Below are 20078 nucleotides of genomic sequence, written 5' to 3'. Positions count from 1 at the left end.
CTCCTCTGACAGGATCGTCATCGAAATTGGTATGAACGTAGCAATCAGGTACGCAGCAGGCAGCGACATCGGGTGCAACCGCGAGAACAACGAGGACTCGGGTTACGCCGGTGCGCGGTTGATCGCGGTCGCGGACGGCATGGGCGGCTACGCGGGCGGCGAGGTCGCCAGCTCGACCGTCATCGGCTCCCTGCGCTCGCTGGACACCGCTGCCCCCAAGGACGATCTTGTTGACATGCTGGGCCGCGCCGTGGCCGAGGCCAACGAGAAGCTCCGCATCGTCCGCGAGGAACGTCCCGACCTCAGCCGGATGGGCACCACGCTCACCGCGATGCTCTGGTCCGGCGACTCCGTCGCACTGGCGCACGTCGGCGACTCGCGCGGCTATCTGCTGCGCGACGGCGAGCTGTTCCAGATGACGCAGGACCACACCATGGACGAGTTGCTGAAGGCGGAGGCGGAGCAGGCGGGCCAGACCGCCGATCCCGCCGAGACGTCGCGGCTCTCGCACGTCCTCTACCGGGTGCTGGACGGCCGCGAGGACCGCGAGCCCGACCTGCGCCTGCGCGAGGCCCGGCTCGGTGACCGGTACCTGCTGTGCTCGGACGGCCTGAGCGGCCCGGTCGACGCGCAGGCCATCTACGAGGTGGTGTCCGCGGAGGCCGACCCGCAGCGCGCCGTCGACCGGCTGATCGAGATGGCCCGCGACAACGGCGGGCCCGACAACATCACCGCGGTCATCGCGGACGTCGTGGAGGCCGAGCACTTCCACGGCGCCGAGGGGCCCGTGGTCGTCGGCGCCGCCGCGCAGAGCTGAGCCGCCCGGGTGATCGGCTTCCGCGCGGGCGGCGGCCCGGCGATTCATGAAACTCTTAGCGAGAAAGAGTGCCCACGTACCTGGCGATTTGTCTTACTCTTGCCCCTAGAGTGATGTCATCGTGCGCAAGGTAACGGTCCCGCAGCGGAACGTCGCCCGCACTTGACCCTGCTCCGGGTGCACCCGGTATACGGGTCACTCATCTGTTCGTGATCGAGGCGGAGGATTCGTTGGGGGGAGCGCCCGGGGCGGCGGTCACCGGTGCACCGGAAGGTGTGCTCGGCGGGATCGTCAGCCGGACCCTCACCGCAGCGCGGCACGGCCCCCTGGGTACGGTGCTGCGCGTTGCGGCGATGGCCGTCGCGGCCATCGGCGCGTCATGGATCCACCGTGCCAACGACCCCGGCGTGCTCTGTCCCCTACGGGCGCTCACCGGAATCCCGTGTCCCATGTGCGGGGGCACGACCGTGTTCATCGAGCTCGGCTCGGGCCGTCCGGCCCAGGCCGTCCTCGCGAACCCGGTCGCCCTGGTCGGCGCCGTCGCCGTCGCCGCCGCACCACTGGGCCTGGGACGACGGTGGTGGGCACTCCAGCCGAAGACCCGTGCCTGGATGCTCGGCACCGCCCTCGTGGGGTCGGAGCTGTGGCAGCTCGTCCGGTTGGGCATTCTCCGGGTTTGAGCCGAGGGCAATCCTCGGTCAGACTTGCGGAGCCCACCGGGTCCGGCGGGCGTCACATAACCACAGGGTCAATCAATAAGGAGCAAGTGTGGGTAACCCCTACGACCCGTACGGTCAGCAGCCGGGCTACGGGCAGCAGCAGCCCGGGTACGGCCAGCAGCCCCCGGCCCAGCCGGGCTACGGTCAGCAGCCCCCGGCCCAGCCCGGGTACGGCCAGCCCCCGGCCCAGCCCGGCTACGGCCAGCCCCCGGCGCAGCCCGGGTACGGCCAGCAGCCTCCGGCGCAGCCCGGCTACGGTCAGCAGCCTCCGGCGCAGCAAGGCTACGGCCAGGAGGTCCACCACCACCACTACGGCTCGACCGGCCAGCTGGCCGAGTGGGGCTCGCGTGCCGGTGGCTACATCATCGACTACCTGATCTTCGCGGGTCCGGTCTTCGTCCTCTACCTGCTCAGCATCATGCTGACGAGCTCGGGCAGCGGCGGCGCGGCAGTGCTCGGCCTGCTGTTCATGCTGGTCGGCCTCGCCCTCTCCGTGGCGGGCGGCCTGTGGATCTGCTACCAGGAGGGGACCACCGGCCAGTCCATCGGCAAGCGCCAGATGGGCATCCGCCTCGTGAGCGCGCAGACCGGCCAGCCCATCGGCTTCGGCATGGCGTTCGTGCGCAAGCTCGCCCACATCGCCGACAGCTTCCTGTGCTACATCGGCTTCCTCTGGCCGCTGTGGGACGAGCGCAAGCAGACCTTCGCCGACAAGATCTGCAACACCATCGTCGTGCGCGCCTGATCCGACGACCCACGAGAACGGGGCGCCCCCACCCGGGGGGCGCCCCGTTTCGTCATGGGGCCGGATCGATCCCGTTTCTGGAACTCCGCTAGCGCTCCGTTCCTGGAACGGGATCGAACGCGCTGTTGCAGGCCGCGACCAGGGCGCGGCGGACGGCGGCGTCCAGGAGGCGCAGGGCCTCGCCGCGGCGGGTCATCTGGTCGGAGCTGAGGCCGCGGTCGTCCATCTGCCGGGCCAGGTCGACGACGAGGGACAGCCGGCCCGCGAGCGCGGCGACGCGGTGGGCGCGCTGGGGGTAGCCGGGGGCGAGCGGGTGATCGCCGCGGTCCGGGTCGCGCAGGTCGACGAGCGCGTCGGCGATCTCGGGCGGGACGCCGGCGAAGTCGTCCACGGTCAGCAGGGCCTCGGTGGCGTCCCGCATGGCGAGAGTGAGCCGCCGGTCGGCCTCGGCGAGGGACGGGACGTCGGGCAGCCCCGCCGACGCCTCGTGCGGCGTCCAGCGGACGCCGACGTACGACGAGCCGCGCCGGTCCTCGGCAGGGACGAGGCCCATCGCCCGGCCGTCCAGGACGGCGACGACCGCCGCGCCCGCCTCGACGGCCGCGGCGTTGAACGCGGGCGGGCCGGTCAGCCCGAGCGGGTCGCCGGGCTCGGGCAGCGCCAGCCGCAGCGCCGACAGCCCACCGACGCGCAGGTCGCCGAGGCCGCGGCGCAGCGTCACCTCGGCGGGCTCGCCGCCGAGGATCTGCGGCCCGCCGGCCTTCTCGACCGCGTCGACCGCCTCGTCCAGGCCGACGTGCCCCGTCAGCCAGGCATTGCCCCAGGCGACCAGCGCGGTCGCTACGGCCCTGCTCATTCTTCCGGGCTCATTCCCTGACGCTCAGCAATGGGCATGCGAACCACGATAAGCGCTCGGATCCCCTGTTCCACCGGACGTAAGGGACCTATCGCGGCGGAGGAGCACCGCGGGACCGCCGTTTCGGCCGGGCATCCGGGGGCCGCGCCCACCCCGGATCGCATAGGTTCTTTCCTGAGAGAGAGATCACGCACCCACCCGGATTGGGGACGAAGGCACGCGATGGCCGGCGAGGTACTTCAGCTCCGCGGAGTCGGGGTCAGGCGCGGCGGGTCGACCCTGCTGCGCGATGTGACATGGACGGTAGACGAGGGCGACCGGTGGGTCATCGTCGGCCCGAACGGGGCCGGGAAGACGACGCTGCTCCAGATCGCCGCCGCGATGCTGCATCCGACCGTGGGCAAGGTCGAGATCCTGGAGGAGGAGATCGGCCGCACCGACGTGTTCGAGCTGCGTCCGCGGATCGGCATCGCCAGCTCGTCGGTGGCGGAGAAGGTCCCGGCCGGGGAGACGGTCATCGACCTGGTGCTCACCGCCTCGTACGCGATCATCGGCCGGTGGCGTGAGGCGTACGACTCGACCGACGTGGACCGCGCCGTCGCGCTGCTGGAGGCGCTCGGCTGCGCCGACCTGATCCGGCGGACGTTCGACACGCTGTCGGAGGGTGAGCGCAAGCGCGTCCAGATCGCCCGCGCCCTCATGCCCGACCCGGAGCTCCTGCTGCTGGACGAGCCCGCCGCCGGCCTCGACCTCGGCGGCCGGGAGGACCTCGTCATGCGTCTCGCCGCACTCGCCGACGATCCCGCCGCGCCCACGATGGCGATGGTCACGCACCATGTGGAGGAGGTCCCCGAGGGCTTCACGCACGCGCTGCTGCTGCGCGCCGGGGAGGTCGTCGCGCAGGGCAAGGTGGACGAGGTCTTCACCCCGGAGCACCTCTCGCGGACGTTCGGGCTCCCGCTGACCATCGACCGCCAGAACGGCCGCTGGTACGCCCGTTCGCTGCGCTGACCTTCCGCCGTGGGACCGGTCCATGACCCCGCGTGCAGGGCAAATGATGGCTTTATCTACCATCGTGGGGCGAATGCGAACTAATGCGACCGGAGTGGGTGGAGCTTGGACGTCCTTGACGCGACCGCGGTGCTCGCCGCCGGGGTCGCCGCCGGCGGGATCAACGCCATCGTGGGCTCCGGCTCCCTGATCACCTTCCCGACCCTGGTCGCGCTCGGGTACCCGCCGGTCCTGTCGAACGTCTCCAACAACGTGGGCCTGGTGTCGGGCAACATCAGCGGCGCGTACGGGTACCGCCGGGAACTCGGCGGCCAGCGCCAACGGCTGCTGCGGCTCGGCAGCGCCTCGCTGCTCGGCTCGATCATCGGCGGCCTGCTGCTGCTGACGCTGCCGCCGGAGGCGTTCGACATCATCGTGCCGGGCCTCATCCTCATCGCGCTGGTGCTGGTGGTCGTCCAGCCCCGGATGCAGGCGTGGCTCAAGGCGCGCCGCGCGGAGGACTCCGCCCACCGCCCGGACGGCGGCCTGATGCTGTGGGTGGGCGTGCTGGCCACCGGCGTGTACGGCGGCTACTTCGGGGCGGCGCAGGGCATCGTGCTCATCGCGCTGCTCGGGATCGCGCTGGACGACGACCTCCAGGTGCTGAACGGCGTCAAGAACGCGATGGCGGCGATCGTCAACGGCACGGCCGCGCTCCTGTTCACGGTGATGTGGCTGCTCGGCCGGACGGAGATCAACTGGCTCGCGGTGCTGCTGATCGCGGTCGGCTCGACGATCGGCGGGCTGCTCGGCGCGCGGCTCGGCCGGCGCATCCCGCCGCTGGTGCTGCGCGGCGTGATCGTGGCGGTCGGGGTGGCGGCGATCGTCCAGCTGCTCACCAACTGACCTGCGCTTTCCCCTCATGTCCGGCGATTGCGGGACGCGCGTTCGGGGTATAACTCGAACATAGGTTCGAACGCTGGGAGGCGGCGCGGATGAAGGGCGACTGGGTCGAGATCGTGGTCGACGTCGGCGGCACGGCCACCAGGACCTACGAGGTGGCCGCGACCCGCGCCGGCCGCCGCGTGGAGATCGGCAACCGGCGCGGTGTGATCGAGGTGAGCGAGGTGACCCGCACCGGCACGGCGGTGCGGACCGCCCGCTTCATGTCCAACCGGGTGCTGGCCCTGGTCGAGCATCCGGTGTCCGACGAGCGGGGCGGGCACTCCGGCGACGGCCGGGACTAGCGGAAGTCGGCCTTGCGGATCAGGCAGTGGACGCCCTTGACCCCGTCGACCACCTGGCTGATCTCGAAGTCGGCGGCGGCGCTGAGGTAGGCGAGGGCGGTGTGCCGGGGCATGCCCTGGGTGGCCGCCAGGAACCCGACGGCGGCCCGGACGGCCCGGCGCATGGCCTCGTCGAGGTCCTCGTGCAGGCCGAGCGGCAGCCAGTGCGTGCGCGTCTCGGCGAACGGCTCGCCGAGCGCGCCGAGGAGCGCGGCCGCCTCCGTGCGCGGGATGACGGTGAGCCGCAGCGTGGCGCGCAGCGGCGCCTCCAGGGCGGTGAGCGCGACCTCCCCGTCCCCTTGGGCGTAGTGCGGGTCGCCGGTGTAGAAGGACGCGCCGGGGACCTGGACGGGCAGGTAGAGCGACGAGCCGGCCTGGAGTTCGTTGACGTCGAGGTTGCCGCCGAAGTCGCCGGGCGGCACCGAGTGGACGGGGTCGGCGGTGTCGGTCGCCACGCCCATCAGCCCGAGGAACGGCGCGAGGGGGAAGTGGGCGGCGCGTCCGTCCCCGTACGGGAGGACGCCGTGCGGGCGCCCGTCCCTCTCGACCACCTCGGTGAACGTGCAGACGCTGTTGTAGGCGCGTACGCCGCCGTCGCGGGCGGGGCCGCTGTCGGGCACGGTCTCGGGGAACTCGCCGGGCAGCGCGCCGTACCCGTGCCGGCTGCTGATGAAGCCGTACGGGGCGCGCGGGAGCAGGCTCAGCGTCTCGACGCGCAGCACGTCGCCGGGCTCCGCGCCGGTCACCTCGATCGGGCCGGTGACCACGTGCGGCCCGTCCTCGTCGTAGTCGTGCGGGACGCCGGACGCGGCGAGGGCGCGGGCGTCGGAGAGGATCCGCTCGCCGGGCACCCCGAACCGCGCCAGGTAGGCGTCCGGGTCGCGGCCCTGGTCCTCCAGGATGCCCTCGTGGCTGAGCGTGTCGATGGTGACGGTGTCGCCGGAGGCGATCCGCAGCACGGGGGGCCGGTCCCGGTTGGGGAGCCGGCCCCACAGGCACGTGTCGGGAGTGGTCGGGAGGTAGTGCGCGCCGTCGATGCGGCCTTCCTTCGGCTGAAGCATGACCGCATGCTCGCCACCCGGTGGTGCGCCGCCGTTCCGGGACCGTTAAGCCCACGTAACAGATGCACCATCCGAGATGGCGTCTCGTATAGGCGTTACAGATCGAGCGCCAGGCGGGACGAGGAGCAGCGCCCGACGCAGATCATCATGGTGCGGCCGGCGGCCCGCTCCTCGTCGGTGAGCACCGAGTCGCGGTGCTCGGGCTCGCCGCCGAGCACGCGGGTCTCGCACGCCCCGCAGTAGCCCTTCTCGCAGTCGTAGGCCAGCCCCGGCACCGCCTCCTGGACCACCTCGATGAGCCGGCGGTCGGCGGGGACCCGCAGCGTCCGGCCCGTCCGGGCGAGGTGGACGTCGAACTCGGTGTTGCCCGCCGGGTCGAACGCCACCTCCAGCGAGTCGTCGCCGGTGAACCGCTCGACGTGCAGCCGGGACCGGATGCCCAGCTCGTCGCAGGCGGCCTCGGCGGCGGCGATCATCGCGGTGGGCCCGCAGCAGTAGACCGCGGCGTCCGGATCGGCCTGCGCCGCGAGGACGGCTTTCAGGTCCGGGACGCCGGTCTCGTCCTGGGGCAGCAGCCGCAGCCGGTCGCCGGCCAGTTCGGCCAGCTCGTCCCGGAAGGCCATCGAGGCGCGGGTCCGGCCGCCGTAGACGACCTGGAAGTCGGCGCCCCGCCGGGCGACCTCGCGCACCATGGCGAGGATGGGGGTGACGCCGATCCCGCCCGCCAGGAACAGGTAGGAGTCGGCGTCCACCAGCGGGAAGTGGTTGCGCGGGCCGCGGACGCCGAACGTGACGCCCTCCCGGGCGAGCGCGTGGACCTCCGCCGATCCGCCCCGGCCCTCCCGTTCGCGCAGGACGGCCACCCGGAGGCGCGACGCGTCCGCGGGGTCGCCGCACAGCGAGTACTGGCGGACGCGCCCGGACGGAAGCCGCAGCTCAAGGTGCGCTCCGGGCTCCCACGCGGGCGTCTCGCCGCCGCCGGCGGGCGCCAGCGTGAGGGCGAGCACGTCCTCGGTGACGGCCTCCGCGCGGGTCACGGTCAGCTCGTACGGGGCGCCGGGCGCGACGGCCGTGACCGGGGCGCCGGCCCCGCGCGGGCCGGGGGTGAAGACGGCCGGGATCGCGTCCCAGCCCTTCTGGTTGCCGCTGGTCGGGTAGCCGACGAGGCCGTCCTCCAGCACCTGGAAGTCCGGCAGCCGGGTCAGCACCTGCGTGATCATCTCGCGGAACATGGCGCGGGCGAGGTGCGCGCCCGCGCAGCGGTGCGAGCCGATGCCGAAGCTGAGGTGCCGGGACGCGTCGCGGTCCAGCCGCACCTCCCCGGGCTCGGGGAACACGGCCGGGTCGTGGTTGGCCGCGACCCAGGGGATGAGGACGCGCTCACCCGCCGCGACGGGGCAGCCGCCGACCTCGGTGTCGGCGACCGCCGTCCGGGCCATCGACTGGGACGGCGCGAACGCGCGCAGGAACTCCTCGGTGGCGCGCTCCAGCAGGTCGGGCGACTCGATGAGCCGCCGCCGCTGCTCGGGGTTGCGGCTCAGGTGGACCAGCACCGACCCGGTCAGCGAGGTCGTGGTGTCGACCCCGCCCGCGATGAGCAGCCCGATGACGGAGACGAGGCCGTCCTCGGCGAACGGCTCGCCGCCGGCGTCGCGCGCGGTGGCGAGCGCGCTCACCGCGTCCTGCGCGGGCTCGGCGCGGCGGTCGCGGATCAGCTCGCGGATGCGCCGCTCCATGTAGGCGAGGCCCTGGGCGCCGCGCATGGCGCGCTCGCTGCCCGCCGGGGCGGCGAAGATGTCGTGGATCGGCCCGGCGAGCTTCGCCCAGTCCTCCTCGGGGAAGCCGAGCCAGTCGAGGGTGACGGCGGCGGGCACCGGGTTGGTCAGGTCGCGGACGAAGTCGGCGGAGCCGTGCTCGATGAACGCGTCCACGGCGCGGGCGGCGTGCCGGGCGATCATCGGCCGCAGCCGGTCGACCGCCGCCGGGGTGAGCAGCGGGTTGATCAGGTCGCGGTAGCCGGTGGCGCGGGGCGGGTCCAGCTCGATCGGGTACTGCTCCAGGCCCGGCCCGCTCGGGATGACGATGGCGACCCCGTCCACGCCGGTCGCCTCGCGCGAGGAGGAGAACGTGTCGTCGTCGCGGGCGATCCGCGACACGTCGGCGTACCGCGTCGTGTAGACGAACCCGCCGTGCGCGTCGGTGCGGCCCACCGGACAGTGCTCCCGGTACGCGGCGTAGTAGCCGACCGGGTCGGCGGTGCATTCGGCCGAGTGGTGGTCGAAGGGTGTCATGTGCGCGACTCCTGAGGCGCGGGGTTTCGCGCGGTGTTGCCCAGCCGCGCCACTGGGTGATCCGGGGTCAGAAGGTCAGGACGGCCTTGCCCGCGGTGCCGTTCCGGGCGGCGTCGACGGCCTCGCCGATCCGCTCGAACGGGAAGTGCGTGACGATCTCCTGCACAGGGAACCGGCCCGCCGCGTGCAGCGCCAGCAGCTCGGGCACGAACACCTGCGGGACGGCGCCGCCGCCGATGATGCCGGTGATCGTGCGGCCGTTCAGCACGCTGCGCCAGTCGAAGGTCATCTCCTCGCTGGGGCCGACGCCGATGACGCCGCAGGTGCCGAGCGGGCCGAGCACCTCGACGGCGGTGCGCAGGACGGCGGCGTGGCCGGTGGTGTCGACGGCGAAGTCGAAGCCGTCCGGCGCGATGGAGCGCAGGTCCCCGGCCGCGCCGTCGCCGCCGGGCACGCCGTGGGTGGCGCCGAGGGACCGCGCGGTGGCGAGCCGCTCGGCGTTCAGGTCGACGACCGCGATGGTCGTGCAGCCGCTGAGGACGGCGCCGAGGGTCGCGGCGACGCCGACGGCGCCGGCGCCGAAGACGGCGATGGACGAGCCGGGTGAGGGGCGCAGCACGTTCAGCACGCCGCCCGCCCCGGTCTGGAAGCCGCAGCCGAACGGGCCGGCCAGCGTGAGGTCGGCGTCCTTGGGGATCGGCACGACGGCCCGCGCGGGGGCGATCACGTGGTCGGCGAACGACGACTGGCCGAGGAAGTGGGCGTTGATCTCCGTACCGGCCATCGAGACGGCCGAGGTACCGTCAGGTCTCCGTCCGCTGAAGTTGAGCGCGTCGAACCGCGTGCAGTAGCCGGGGGAGCCGGTCAGGCACGGCCGGCAGTGCCCGCACGAGGTGAACGAGAGCGCCACGTGGTCGCCGGGCGCGATCCCGGTGACCTGGTCGCCGACCCGCTCGACGATCCCGGCGCCCTCGTGCCCGAACACGGCCGGGGCCTCGAAGAACGTCGCGAACTCCAGATCGGTGGCGCAGATGCCGACCGCGGTCGGCCGGACGAGGACCTCGTCCGGGCGGGGCGGGCCGAGCTCGACGTCCCGCAGGACGAAGGGCTCTCCGGGACGGTCCAGGACGGCTGCGGTGACGCGCATGAGAAATCCCCCACCACATTTCACAGAAAGATATGGCATCTTGACATGCGGGATGAGTGCGGTCAAGGATTCCGGCATGTCCCCACTTGAAACACCGGCTTCCCGGCAGCTCATCGACGGTGCGTGGATCCCCGCGGGCAGCGGCGAGAGCCTCCCCGTCCTCGATCCCGCGAACGGTCGTCCCCTCCAGGAGATCGCGCGCGGGGGCGAGGCGGACGTCGACGCGGCGGTCGCGGCGGCCCGCCGCGCGTTCCCGGCCTGGGCCGCGACCTCGGCGTCCGAGCGCGGCGCGCTGCTGGGCCGCTGGGCGGCGCTGATCATGGAACGGGTCGAGGAGCTGGCCGCGATCGAGGCGCGGGACGTGGGCAAGCCGCTGTCCGGCGGCCGGCTGAACACGTTCATCGCGCACGGCATCGTCGCGTACTTCGCCGGCGCCGCCGACAAGCTCACCGGCGTCACGCTGCCCACCCGCGGCCCGGACTACCTGGGCTTCACGATCCCCGAGCCGTACGGGGTGTGCGCCGTCGCGATCCCGTGGAACGTGCCGATGGTGCTGACCGCCGCGAACGTCGCGCCCGCCCTCGCGGCCGGCAACACCGTCGTGCTCAAGCCGTCCGAGATCGCCCCGCTCGGGCCGATGGCGCTGGCCGAGCTGGCGCGCGAGGCCGGGTTCCCGCCGGGCGTCCTCAACGTGGTCACGGGCCTCGGCACGGAGGCGGGCGTCGCGCTCACCGCGCATCCGGGCGTCGACCACATCAGCTTCGTCGGCTCCACCGCCACCGGCCGCGCCGTGATGCGCGCGGCGGCGGCCAACCTGGTGCCGGTCAAGCTGGAATTGGGCGGCAAGTCGCCGAACGTGGTGTTCGCGGACGCCGACCTCGACGTGGCGATCCCGGCGATCGTCGGCTCCATCACCGAGAACGCCGGGCAGAACTGCTACGCGGGCTCGCGGCTGCTGGTCGAGGAGTCGGTCCGCGCCGAGGTGACCGAGCGGGTGGTGGCGGGCATGCGCTCCGTGCGGCCCGGCACCTGGGAGCAGGACCTCGACATGGGCCCGCTGGTCAGCCAGATCCAGTACGAGCGGGTGCGCGGCTTCCTGGAGGAGGCGCCCCGCGACGGTGCGCGCGTGCTGACCGGCGGCGTGAAGGGCGAGGTCCCGGACGGCGGGTGGTTCGTCGCGCCGACCGTCCTGGACGGCGTGGAGCCCGGTATGCGCGTCGTCCGGGAAGAGGTCTTCGGTCCCGTCCTGACGATCCAGGGCTTCACGGGCACGGACCAGGCGGTCGAGCTGATGAACGGCACCGACTTCGGCCTGCTGGCGTGCGTGTGGACCGACGACGTGTCGCGGGCGCTGCGCGTGGCCAAGGACGTGCGGTCCGGGCAGGTCGCGGTGAACCAGTTCCACGACGCGGGCGTGATCGGGTTCCCGTTCAACATGCAGAAGGACAGCGGGTTCAGCGCGGGCGGCGGCTACGCGGCGCTGCGCGAGTACACGCAGGAGAAGGCGGTGGCGGTCCGGCTGCTGGACCGGTGAGCGGGACGGCGCCCGAGGTGCGGGCGACGTAACCGGGAGTTTGCACAGAAGTGTTGACACGCCCAGTGGGCGAGGTTCAGAGTTGCCTCACATTGTGAGGCGCTGGTTCGCAATGCGAGATGAGTTCGACGGCATGATCGGCCGGAGGTCCTGGTGAGAGCACTGGTCCAGACTGCGTTCGGTGGCCCGGAGGTGGTGTCGCTGCGAAGCGTCCCCGACCCGGTCCCCGGGCCTTCGGACGTGCTCGTCCGGGTGCGCGCCTGCGCGCTCAACCGGCTCGACGTCCTGCAGCGGCGCGGCCCCGCCGTGCTGCCCGGCTTCCGCCTCCCGCACATCGCCGGGATGGACGTCGCCGGGCACGTCGAGGCGGCGGGCGACGAGGTGCGCGGCCTGGCCGCCGGCGACCGGGTGGTCATCGACCCGACGCTCGGCTGCGGGACGTGCCCGCGGTGCGGCGCCGGGGAGCCCGGCCACTGCGCCTCGGTCCGCGTCGTCGGCGGCAACGTCCCCGGCGGGTTCGCCGAGTACGTCGCCGTCCCGGCGCGGCTCGCGCACCGCGTCCCCGAGCACGTCGGGCTGGCCGAGGCCGCCGCGCTGCCGTCCGCCTGGAGCACCGCCTGGCACGCCGCGCTGACCGTCGGCGAGGTGGCCGCCGGGGAGACCGTGCTGGTGCAGGCCGCCGCGAGCGCGGTCAGCATCGCCGCCGTCCAGCTCGCCAAGCGCGCCGGGGCCCGGGTGGTCGCCGTCGCGGGCAGCGACGCCAAGCTCGCGCTCGCCGGGGACCTCGGCGCCGACCTCCTGCTGCGCAACGAGGCCGACGTCCCGACGGCCGTCCGCCGCTTCACCGGCGGCGAAGGCGCCGACGTCGCACTCGACCACGTTGGCGCCGCGACCTGGAAGGCGTCCATGGACGCCCTGCGCGCCGGCGGCCGGCTGGTGACGTTCGGCAACACCACGGGGGACGAGGTCACGATCTCCCTCGCCGGCGTCTACCACCGCGGGCTCCGCCTGCTCGGATCCGGCGCCTACACCGCGGCCGAGTTCGCCGACATGCTCGCCGCCTACTACGGCGGCGGCCTGCGGGTCGTCCGGATGGCCGAGTACGGGCTGGACGAGCTGCCCGCCGCGTTCGCCGCCGCCGAGTCGCGCGCGGCCATCGGCAAGGTCCTGGTCCGCCCATGACCCCATCCCCTCTGCCGGCCCCTCTGCTGGTCACCGGCGGCACGGTCGTCACGATGGCCCCCGATCGCGCGGTCGTCACCGACGCCACCATCGCGGTCGAAGGCGGCCGGATCACTGCGATCGGCCCGTACGCGACCGTCCGCGCGGACCACCCCGAAGCCGACGAGCTGGACGCGTCCGGCTGCGTGGTCGTCCCCGGCATGGTCAACGCGCACCAGCACTGCACCGTCGACCCGCTGATCCGCAGCGTCATCCCCGACGACATCGACGCCCAGGAGGCGATCTTCGGCTGGGCGGTGCCGCTGCACGGCCTCGTGACCGGCGACGACGACGAGCTGTCGGCGTCCCTCACCGCCGCCGAGTCGCTGCTGCGCGGGGTCACGACCGTCCTGGAGCCGGGCACCGTCGCCCACCCGGGACGGGTCGCCGCCGGGCTCGCCGCCGCCGGGATCCGCGGACGCGTCGGCGGCTGGGGCTGGGACGCCCCGGACGTCCCCCACTCCCTGCCCGCCGCCGAGGCCGTGGCCCGGCAGGAGGAGATCGTCCGGAGCCTGCCCGCCGCCGGCCTCGTCACCGGCTGGATCACCCTGGTCGGCCACGACCTGGTCAGCGACGAGCTGTTCACCGGCGCCGCGGAACTCGCCGAACGCCTCGACGCGACGATGACCTGGCACATGTCGCCCGGCCCCGGCGACGCCGAGTCCTACCTGCGCCGCACCGGCGCCCGCCCGCTCGTCCACCTGCGCCGCCTCGGCGTGCTCGGGCCGCGGCTGCTGCTCGGCCACGCCGTCTGGCTCGACGACGACGAGGTCGGCGCCGTCCTGGAGACGGGCACGGCGGTGGCGTCCTGCCCCGGCGCCTACCTGCGGCTCGGCCAGGGCTACACGAAGGCCGGACGGCACGGCGAACTGGTCGCGCGCGGCGGCCGCGTCGCGCTCGGCTGCGACGCCCACAACGCCGGCGACGCGCCCGACGTCCTGCGCGCCGCCGGGCTGCTGGCCGGCCTGGAGAACGACCGCGGCGACTGGCCGCTGCGCGCCGACGAGGCGTTCGCGCTGGCCACGTCCGCGGGCGCCGAGGCCGCCGGCCTCGGTGCCCTGACCGGGTCGATCGAGGCCGGCAAGGCCGCCGACCTGGTCGTCCTGGACGCCCGCGACCTCGCCTGGGCGCCGCCCGGCGACCTCGCGACCCACCTGGTGTGGGGCGCCCCGAGCCACACCGTCCGCGACGTGGTCGTCGCCGGGCGGGTCGTGGTCCGGGACCGCCGCCTCACCACCCTCGACGCCGGCGCCCTGCGCCGGGAGGCGGAGGCCCGTTCGGCCGCGCTGCTGCGCGCGGCCGGCCTGGACGTGCCCCGCCGCTGGCCGGTGCTCCCCGCGGACGCTCCGCGGGCCACTGGCGACCACGGCTCCCGCCCACTCGCACGTTCGACCGTCCGATCGAAAGGACCCTGTGGTGAAGAACCGTAAATCGGTACGGATCGCGGGCGCCGCATTCGCGTGCGCCACCCTGTTCGCGCTGGCCGGCTGCGCCGATTCCGACGCCACCGCTAACAAGAGCACCGGCGGGGGCGGGACGGGCGGCGTGCTGCCCGGCGAGCCCGACGTCAACGGCGACGGCAAGGTCGTCATCGGCGTGCTCAGCCCCGGCGACATCAACGACAACGGCTACTACGAGAGCTTCGTGACCAGCGCCGACGCGTTCGCCAAGGCCAAGGGCTGGACGGTCATCAAGCGCGGCAGCGTCCCCGAGACCGAGGCCCTGAGCGCGGCGCGCGCGCTGTGCCAGCAGAAGGTCGACATGGTGGCGCTCGCCGCGTCCGAGCTCAAGGACGCGATCCCGGCCTCGGAGGAGGCCGTCTGCCAGAAGACCGCCTGGTACGTGCCGAGCTCCGGCAACGTCGAGCAGACCCCCAAGATCATGCTGTCGACCGACGACCCGGCGCAGAGCATCCTGTCGGCCGGGTACGCGACCGGCGTCCTGATGCAGCAGCGCGGCACCAAGAAGGCGGCGTTCGTCGCCGGCATGGAGCTCGACTTCAACATCAACGCCTCCAAGGCGTTCAAGGCGGGCATCCGCTCGGTCATCCCGGACGCGAACGTCACCACGACCTACGCCGGGGACCAGGACGACGCCGCCAAGGCCAAGGAGGCCGTGCAGGCCCAGATCGACCAGGGCGTCGGGGCCGTCTACCCCTACCTCGGCGGCTCCACCGACGCCGCCACGCGGCTCGCCAACACCAAGAAGCTCATCACGCTGACCCCGGGCACCGACCGGTGCGCCTCCACCGACCCGAAGTTCGACCTGTCGGTGCTGTTCAGCCCCGGCGACTACTTCACCGAGGCGCTCAAGCTGTTCGCCGACGGGAAGCTGGAGATGGGCGTCCAGAAGGTGTGGACGATCGGCAAGGACCCGTACCCCACCGTGAAGCTGTGCGGCGACAACGCCGAGGCCAAGCAGAAGATCGAGACGTTCATGAAGGACGTCGCGAGCGGAAAGATCGACGCCGCCGCGGAAGTGGAGAGGCTCGGTAAATGACGAACGATCACGACGGCCCCGGCGGGGCCAGGGCGCCCGCGCTGGAGCTGCGCGGGATCGGGAAGGCCTACGGGCGGGTCGTGGCCTGTGACGCGGTGGACCTGACCGTCCACCGCGGCGAGATCCACGGCCTGCTCGGGGAGAACGGCGCGGGCAAGTCGACCCTGATGAAGATCCTGCTCGGGCTCGTCCGGCGGGACGCGGGGACGATCCACCACGACGGCCGCCCGGTGGACGTCGCCGGGCCGCAGGAGGCGATCGGGCTCGGCGTCGGCATGGTGCACCAGCACTTCAGCCTGGTCGAGCCGCTGACCGTGTGGGAGAACATCACCCTCGGCGACACCGGCAGGGTCGACCGCGCGCGGGCGTGCGCGCAGGTCGAGGAGGTCGGCGCCCGGTACGGGCTGCCGATCGACCCGCTCGCCCCGGTGTCGCGGCTGTCGGCCGGCGAGCGGCAGCGGGTCGAGCTGATCAAATGCCTGCGGCGCGACCCGTCCGTCCTCGTCCTGGACGAGCCCACCTCGGTGCTCACCCAGGCCGAGTCGGCGGAGCTGTTCGGCGTGCTGCGCGAGGTCGTCGCCGGGGAGGACCGCGCGGTGGTCCTGATCAGCCACAAGCTGGCGGAGATCACCACGGCCACCGACCGGGTGACCGTGCTGCGCAGGGGCCGGGTCGCGTTCCACAGCGCGACCGCGGACACGAGCGCGCAGGAGCTGGCCCGGCAAATGGTCGGCCGGGACGTGTCGCTGCGCGCCGAGGCCGCCGCGCTCGGCATGCTCCCGGTCGAGCGCCGCAACAAGCCGGAGGAGACGCGGCCGGAGCCGGACGCCGAGCCCGCGCTGCGGCTGTCGGGCGTCACCGTCCGGTCCGAGGGCGTCGCGCTGCTCGACGACTTCGGCCTGGAGGTCGCGCCGGGCGAGATCCTCGGCCTGTACGGGGTGGAGGGCAACGGGCAGGCGACGCTGGGCGACGTGCTGTCCGGGCTGGTCGAGCCGTCCGCCGGGACGGTCGAGATCGGCGGCGCGCGGGTCGACCCGGCCAAGCCGGGCGCGCTGCACGCGGCGGGCCTCGGCATCGTCCCGGAGGACCGGCACGCGTCCGGCGTCGTCCTCGACATGAGCGTCGCCGACAACCTGGTGATGAAGTCGCTGGGCGGCGTCAGCGGCCGGTTCCTCATCGACCGGCGCAGGACGCACGAGCTGGCGCGCCGGCTGGCGGCCGAGTTCAACATCATCACCTCGTCGCTGGACGCGCCCGTCCGCAGCCTGTCGGGCGGCAACCAGCAGCGGGTGGTGCTCGCCCGGGAGATGTCGGCGGACCCGTCGGTGCTGGTCGCGGCGCAGCCCACCCACGGGCTGGACGTCGGCGCCATCGAGGACATGTACCTGCGGCTGCGCAAGGCCGCGTCCGGCGGGGTGGCGGTGCTGCTGATCAGCACCGAGCTGGAGGAGGTCATGGCGCTGTCGTCGCGGATCGCGGTCATCTCCCGCGGCCGCGTCGCCGGCGTGCTGCCCACGTCCGAGGCCAGTTCCGAGCGCCTCGGCATGCTCCTCGGAGGTGTGGCCGCATGAGGGAGCCGGAGGGGCGCGGCGGTGCTTGGACTGAGGCACGCAGGGAGCGAGGCACGAGCGTCCGGAGTGCCGAGGGAAGGCGCCGCCTAGAAGCGCCCTGTAGGCGACCGGGAGGTACCGCATGAGGGAGCCGGAGGGGTGCCCGACGGCGTTCCGCGGGCGACCGGGAGGTGGAGCGTGACGGAGGCGGACAGGTCCGGGCGGCGGCTCGCGGCGGCGCTCAACGCGGGTCCCGGCGGGGCGCAGGTGGCGGTGACGACGGCGGTCGCGGTCGTGCTGGCGCTGGCGGTGTCGTCGGCGCTGGTCGCGGCGACCGGCGGGTCCCCGTCCGGGGCCGTGACGGCGCTGTACGACGGGAGCCTGGCGAACCCGGCGGCGATCAGCTCGACGCTGCTGTACGCGGCGCCGCTGCTGCTGGTGGCCGTCGGGACGTGCGTGTGCGTCCGGGCCGGGGTGTTCAACCTCGGCCAGGAGGGACAGGTGCTCATCGGCGCGCTGGCCGGCGCCGGGGTCGGGCTGCGGCTGGCCCTGCCGGGCCCGGTGCTGCTGACGGTCGCGCTGGTCGCGGCGGCGCTGGCGGGCGGGGCGTGGGCCGGGATCAGCTCGCTGATGCACCGGTTCCGCGGCGTCAACATCGTGGTGAGCACGCTGCTGATGACCTTTCTGGCGCAGCAGCTCGTGTCGTTCGCCGTCACCACGTCGTGGCTGCTGCAGGAGACGCGTCGCGGGAACGCGATGGTCTCGCCGCAGTCCAACCGGCTGCCGGAGGACGGGCTGCTCGGCTCGTTCGGCGAGTACCCGGGGCTGCAGGTCAACGGCGGGCTGCTGATCGCGCTGGTCGCGGCCGCGGTGATCGCGCTGCTGATCGCGCGCAGCCGGTGGGGCTTCCGGCTGACGATGCTCGGCCTGAACCCGCGGGCCGCCCGGCACGCCGGGGTGCGGGTCGCGGCGCTGAGCGGGGCGGCGCTGGCGGTGTCCGGCGCGTTCGCGGGCGTCGCCGGGGCGGTGCTGCTCGCCAGCCCGGTCGGCACCAACCGGCTGCAGGGCGGCATCTCCAACAACATCGGCTGGGACGGGCTGCTCGTGGCGCTGGTCGCCCGCAACCGCCCGCTCGTGGCGATCCCGGTGGCGCTGCTGTTCGGCGTGCTGCGGTCCGGGGGCGGGTTCCTGGCGTCGACCGGGGTACCGAGCTTCCTGGTGGACGTGGTCAAGTCGCTGCTCGTGCTCGCGTTCGTCGTCCCGCCGGTCGTGACCGAGGCGCTGCGCCGCCGGCGCGAGGGCCGCGGGAGCGGCGCCGGCGAGGTCGCGGCGCCCAAGGCGAAGGAGGCGGTCGCATCATGAGCGTCGCGGACAACATCTCCACGATCCTCGCCAGCGGCGCCCGGCTGACCGTGCCGCTCGCGTTCGCGGCCTGCGGGGAGTACCTCGCGGAACGGGCCGGGACGGTGAACATCTCGGTCGAGGCGATGATGCTGGGCGGGGCGTTCGGGGCGGTCGCGGGAGCGTCCGTCACCGGCAGCGCCACGACGGGGCTCGTGGCCGGGATGCTGGTCGGCCTGCTCGTCGGGTTCGTGCACGGCAACCTGTCGCACCGGGCGGCGGTCAACACGTTCGTGGTCGGGCTCGTCCTGAACACGCTGGTGCTGGGGCTGACCAGCTACCTGATCGTCACCGGGACGTTCACCGGGCACCAGGTGGGGCAGGTGAGCGTGCCGGTGCTGCGCGACATCCCGATCGTCGGGCAGGTGCTGTTCGTCGAGCGGTGGCCGGTCTACCTGCTGATCGGGGTGGTCCCGCTGACGTGGTGGCTGGTCGAGCGCAGCCGGTGGGGCCTGGAGCTCCGCGCGGTCGGCGAGGACCCGCAGGCCGCGGACGTGACCGGCATCCACGTGAACGCGCGGCGCCGGCAGGCGCTGCTGTGGTGCGGGCTGCTGGCCGGGCTCGGCGGCGCCTACCTGGCGGTGGGCGAGGTGGGCTCGTTCAGCCAGAACATGACCGCGGGCCGCGGGTTCATCGTGATCGCGGCGGTGATCTTCGGGGCGTGGCGGCTGGGCCGCACGCTGCTCGGCTGCGCGCTGTTCGGGCTCGCCGACGCGATGCGGCTGGCGCTGCCCGCGCTGGGCTTCTCGCTGAACTCGCAGCTGCTGATCGTCGCGCCGTACCTGCTGGCGCTGGTGGCGATGCTGCTGTTCGCCGCCAAGGACCGCGAGCCGCGGGCCCTGGGCAAGCCGTTCCAGCGCGGCATCGCATGACCTGTGACCGGAACCGGGGACGGGCGATCCGGACCCGGACGAACTCGAGGAGGAGCACGTGACCGGACTGACCGCGGCGCGCTGGACGCATGTGGCGCTGCCGACCGGAGACCTGGACAAGGCGATCGACTTCTACACCTCGCTCACCCCGCTGGTGGTGCTGGAGCGGTTCAAGGACGCCGACGGGGAGAGCGCCTGGCTGTCCAACGACGGCCAGGTGGAGACGCCGTTCGTGCTCGTGCTGGTGTCCTTCAACAAGGACAGGGGAGGGCAGTTGGGGCTGCTGCACCCGTTCGCGCACATCGGCATCGAGGTGCCCCGGCGCTCCGACGTGGACGCCCTCGCCGACCGTGCCCGCGAGCTGGGGTGCCTGCACTGGGAGCCGCGTCAGATGCCGGACCCGGTCGGCTACATCTGCGCGTTGAAGGACCCGGACGGCAACGTGATCGAGATCTCGCACGACCAGCGGGTGTTCGACACGGTCCGGGAGAAGTGGGGAGGCGGGTCCTGACCACCGCACCACACCCGGCCGAGCCGGGGGCCGTCGCGCGGGTCGAGGAGCGGACCCGCGCGGCGGCGCTGCGCTACCTCGGCGCGCTCAACCGGCACGACGCCGACGCCGTCGCCGGGTGCGTGGCCGAGGACTTCGTCAACGAGCACACGTCCGCGCTGGGGCGGGGCGTGACCGGGCGGGCCGCGTACCGGGCGCGGCTGGACGGCTTCCTGGCCGACTTCGCCGAGCTGCGGTACGAGCTGGAGGACCTGGTCGTCCGGGACGTGCGGGCCGTGCTGGCCTACAAGATGTCGTTCCGGCTCGTCTCGGCCGGGAACGCGCCGGTCAAGGTGCGCGGCGTGTTCCGGCTGTGGGTGAACGCGGACGGCCTGCTGGCGCGCCGGATCGACTACTGGGACGGCACCGAGGTGACCCGCCAGCTGGCCGCCGCCGCTTCCTCACAGGTCTGACCTGCGATTTCGCCGGGCCGCTCGTCCATCGGACGGGCGGCCGGCCAGCCTGCCCGGCATCCCACCATGTTGCATTGTGAGATGCCATCTCTCATTGCTTGACAGGAGTCCATCTCACATCGAAAG

Annotated in this window: 19 protein-coding genes; 15 read left to right on the top strand and 4 right to left on the bottom strand. The window is 73.4% G+C overall.

From position 1 onward, the window contains the following. Positions 1–31 precede the first annotated feature (31 nt). The 3 genes from SM611_RS21970 (at position 32) to SM611_RS21960 (ending at position 2281) form a co-directional block, all read left to right on the top strand. Positions 32–817, top strand: coding sequence for a PP2C family protein-serine/threonine phosphatase (locus SM611_RS21970; RefSeq protein ID WP_371951751.1), 786 nt, complete (start codon positions 32–34; stop codon positions 815–817). A gap of 209 nt (positions 818–1026) precedes the next feature. Beyond that, positions 1027–1497, top strand: a complete 471-nt coding sequence (locus tag SM611_RS21965; RefSeq protein ID WP_371951750.1) for a DUF2752 domain-containing protein — start codon at positions 1027–1029, stop codon at positions 1495–1497. Positions 1498–1585: 88 nt separating this feature from the next. Beyond that, the gene (locus tag SM611_RS21960) at positions 1586–2281 is read left to right on the top strand and encodes an RDD family protein (RefSeq protein ID WP_371951749.1); all 696 of its coding nucleotides are present in this window, start codon (positions 1586–1588) and stop codon (positions 2279–2281) included. Positions 2282–2369: 88 nt separating this feature from the next. Here SM611_RS21960 and SM611_RS21955 read toward each other — a convergent pair whose 3' ends face one another. Next, positions 2370–3137, bottom strand: a complete 768-nt coding sequence (locus SM611_RS21955; protein WP_371951748.1) for an Rv1486c family protein — start codon at positions 3135–3137, stop codon at positions 2370–2372. A gap of 222 nt (positions 3138–3359) precedes the next feature. Between SM611_RS21955 and SM611_RS21950 the strand changes: the two genes are divergently transcribed. From SM611_RS21950 to SM611_RS21940, 3 genes are all read left to right on the top strand, one after another. Next, on the top strand, positions 3360–4148 hold the full coding sequence (locus SM611_RS21950; RefSeq protein WP_371951747.1) for an ABC transporter ATP-binding protein: 789 nt from the start codon (positions 3360–3362) through the stop codon (positions 4146–4148). Positions 4149–4253: 105 nt separating this feature from the next. Then, the gene (locus tag SM611_RS21945; protein ID WP_371951746.1) at positions 4254–5033 is read left to right on the top strand and encodes a sulfite exporter TauE/SafE family protein; all 780 of its coding nucleotides are present in this window, start codon (positions 4254–4256) and stop codon (positions 5031–5033) included. A gap of 89 nt (positions 5034–5122) precedes the next feature. Then, the gene (locus SM611_RS21940) at positions 5123–5374 is read left to right on the top strand and encodes a DUF8836 family protein (protein ID WP_371951745.1); all 252 of its coding nucleotides are present in this window, start codon (positions 5123–5125) and stop codon (positions 5372–5374) included. Here SM611_RS21940 and SM611_RS21935 read toward each other — a convergent pair. The 3 genes from SM611_RS21935 to SM611_RS21925 all read right to left on the bottom strand — a co-directional run bounded on the left by SM611_RS21935 (position 5371) and on the right by SM611_RS21925 (position 9912). Further along, complete coding sequence (locus tag SM611_RS21935) at positions 5371–6474, bottom strand: acetamidase/formamidase family protein (RefSeq protein WP_371951744.1); 1104 nt, start codon at positions 6472–6474, stop codon at positions 5371–5373. The two genes, SM611_RS21940 and SM611_RS21935, sit on opposite strands and share 4 nt — an antisense overlap. A gap of 95 nt (positions 6475–6569) precedes the next feature. Next, a complete protein-coding gene (locus tag SM611_RS21930) occupies positions 6570–8765 on the bottom strand; it encodes a cytochrome P450/oxidoreductase (RefSeq protein WP_371951743.1) in 2196 nt (731 codons plus the stop codon). A gap of 67 nt (positions 8766–8832) precedes the next feature. Next, positions 8833–9912, bottom strand: coding sequence for an NAD(P)-dependent alcohol dehydrogenase (locus SM611_RS21925; protein ID WP_371951742.1), 1080 nt, complete (start codon positions 9910–9912; stop codon positions 8833–8835). 76 nt (positions 9913–9988) lie between these two features. On the opposite strand from SM611_RS21925, the gene SM611_RS21920 reads away from it, so the two are divergent. The 9 genes from SM611_RS21920 (at position 9989) to SM611_RS21880 (ending at position 19952) form a co-directional block, all read left to right on the top strand. Next, positions 9989–11446, top strand: coding sequence for an aldehyde dehydrogenase family protein (locus tag SM611_RS21920; RefSeq protein ID WP_371951741.1), 1458 nt, complete (start codon positions 9989–9991; stop codon positions 11444–11446). A 153-nt stretch (positions 11447–11599) separates the two neighbouring features. Further along, positions 11600–12628: a zinc-binding dehydrogenase gene (locus SM611_RS21915; RefSeq protein WP_371951740.1), complete on the top strand. Its 1029-nt coding sequence runs from the start codon at positions 11600–11602 to the stop codon at positions 12626–12628. Further along, positions 12625–14097, top strand: a complete 1473-nt coding sequence (locus tag SM611_RS21910) for an amidohydrolase family protein (protein ID WP_371951739.1) — start codon at positions 12625–12627, stop codon at positions 14095–14097. The genes SM611_RS21915 and SM611_RS21910 overlap by 4 nt, the downstream gene beginning before the upstream one ends. Continuing rightward, on the top strand, positions 14084–15166 hold the full coding sequence (locus SM611_RS21905; RefSeq protein ID WP_371951738.1) for a BMP family ABC transporter substrate-binding protein: 1083 nt from the start codon (positions 14084–14086) through the stop codon (positions 15164–15166). Before SM611_RS21910 ends, SM611_RS21905 begins: the two co-directional genes overlap by 14 nt. Beyond that, positions 15163–16737 (top strand): ABC transporter ATP-binding protein, encoded by a 1575-nt coding sequence (locus tag SM611_RS21900; RefSeq protein ID WP_371951737.1) that lies wholly within the window; start codon positions 15163–15165, stop codon positions 16735–16737. Before SM611_RS21905 ends, SM611_RS21900 begins: the two co-directional genes overlap by 4 nt. 177 nt (positions 16738–16914) lie before the next feature. Continuing rightward, positions 16915–18078: an ABC transporter permease gene (locus SM611_RS21895; RefSeq protein ID WP_371951736.1), complete on the top strand. Its 1164-nt coding sequence runs from the start codon at positions 16915–16917 to the stop codon at positions 18076–18078. After that, positions 18075–18989: an ABC transporter permease gene (locus tag SM611_RS21890; RefSeq protein ID WP_371951735.1), complete on the top strand. Its 915-nt coding sequence runs from the start codon at positions 18075–18077 to the stop codon at positions 18987–18989. Before SM611_RS21895 ends, SM611_RS21890 begins: the two co-directional genes overlap by 4 nt. Positions 18990–19047: 58 nt before the next feature. Further along, entirely contained in the window at positions 19048–19500 is a 453-nt protein-coding gene (locus tag SM611_RS21885) for a VOC family protein (RefSeq protein ID WP_371951734.1), read from the top strand. Continuing rightward, entirely contained in the window at positions 19482–19952 is a 471-nt protein-coding gene (locus SM611_RS21880; protein ID WP_371951733.1) for a nuclear transport factor 2 family protein, read from the top strand. Before SM611_RS21885 ends, SM611_RS21880 begins: the two co-directional genes overlap by 19 nt. Positions 19953–20078: the final 126 nt, after the last annotated feature.

Source organism: Actinomadura monticuli, assembly GCF_041463655.1.
In the GTDB taxonomy this organism is placed as follows: Bacteria; Actinomycetota; Actinomycetes; order Streptosporangiales; family Streptosporangiaceae; genus Spirillospora; species Spirillospora monticuli.
Note: the sequence above shows the minus strand (reverse complement) of the source record. Positions and strands in the feature narration are given on the sequence as shown.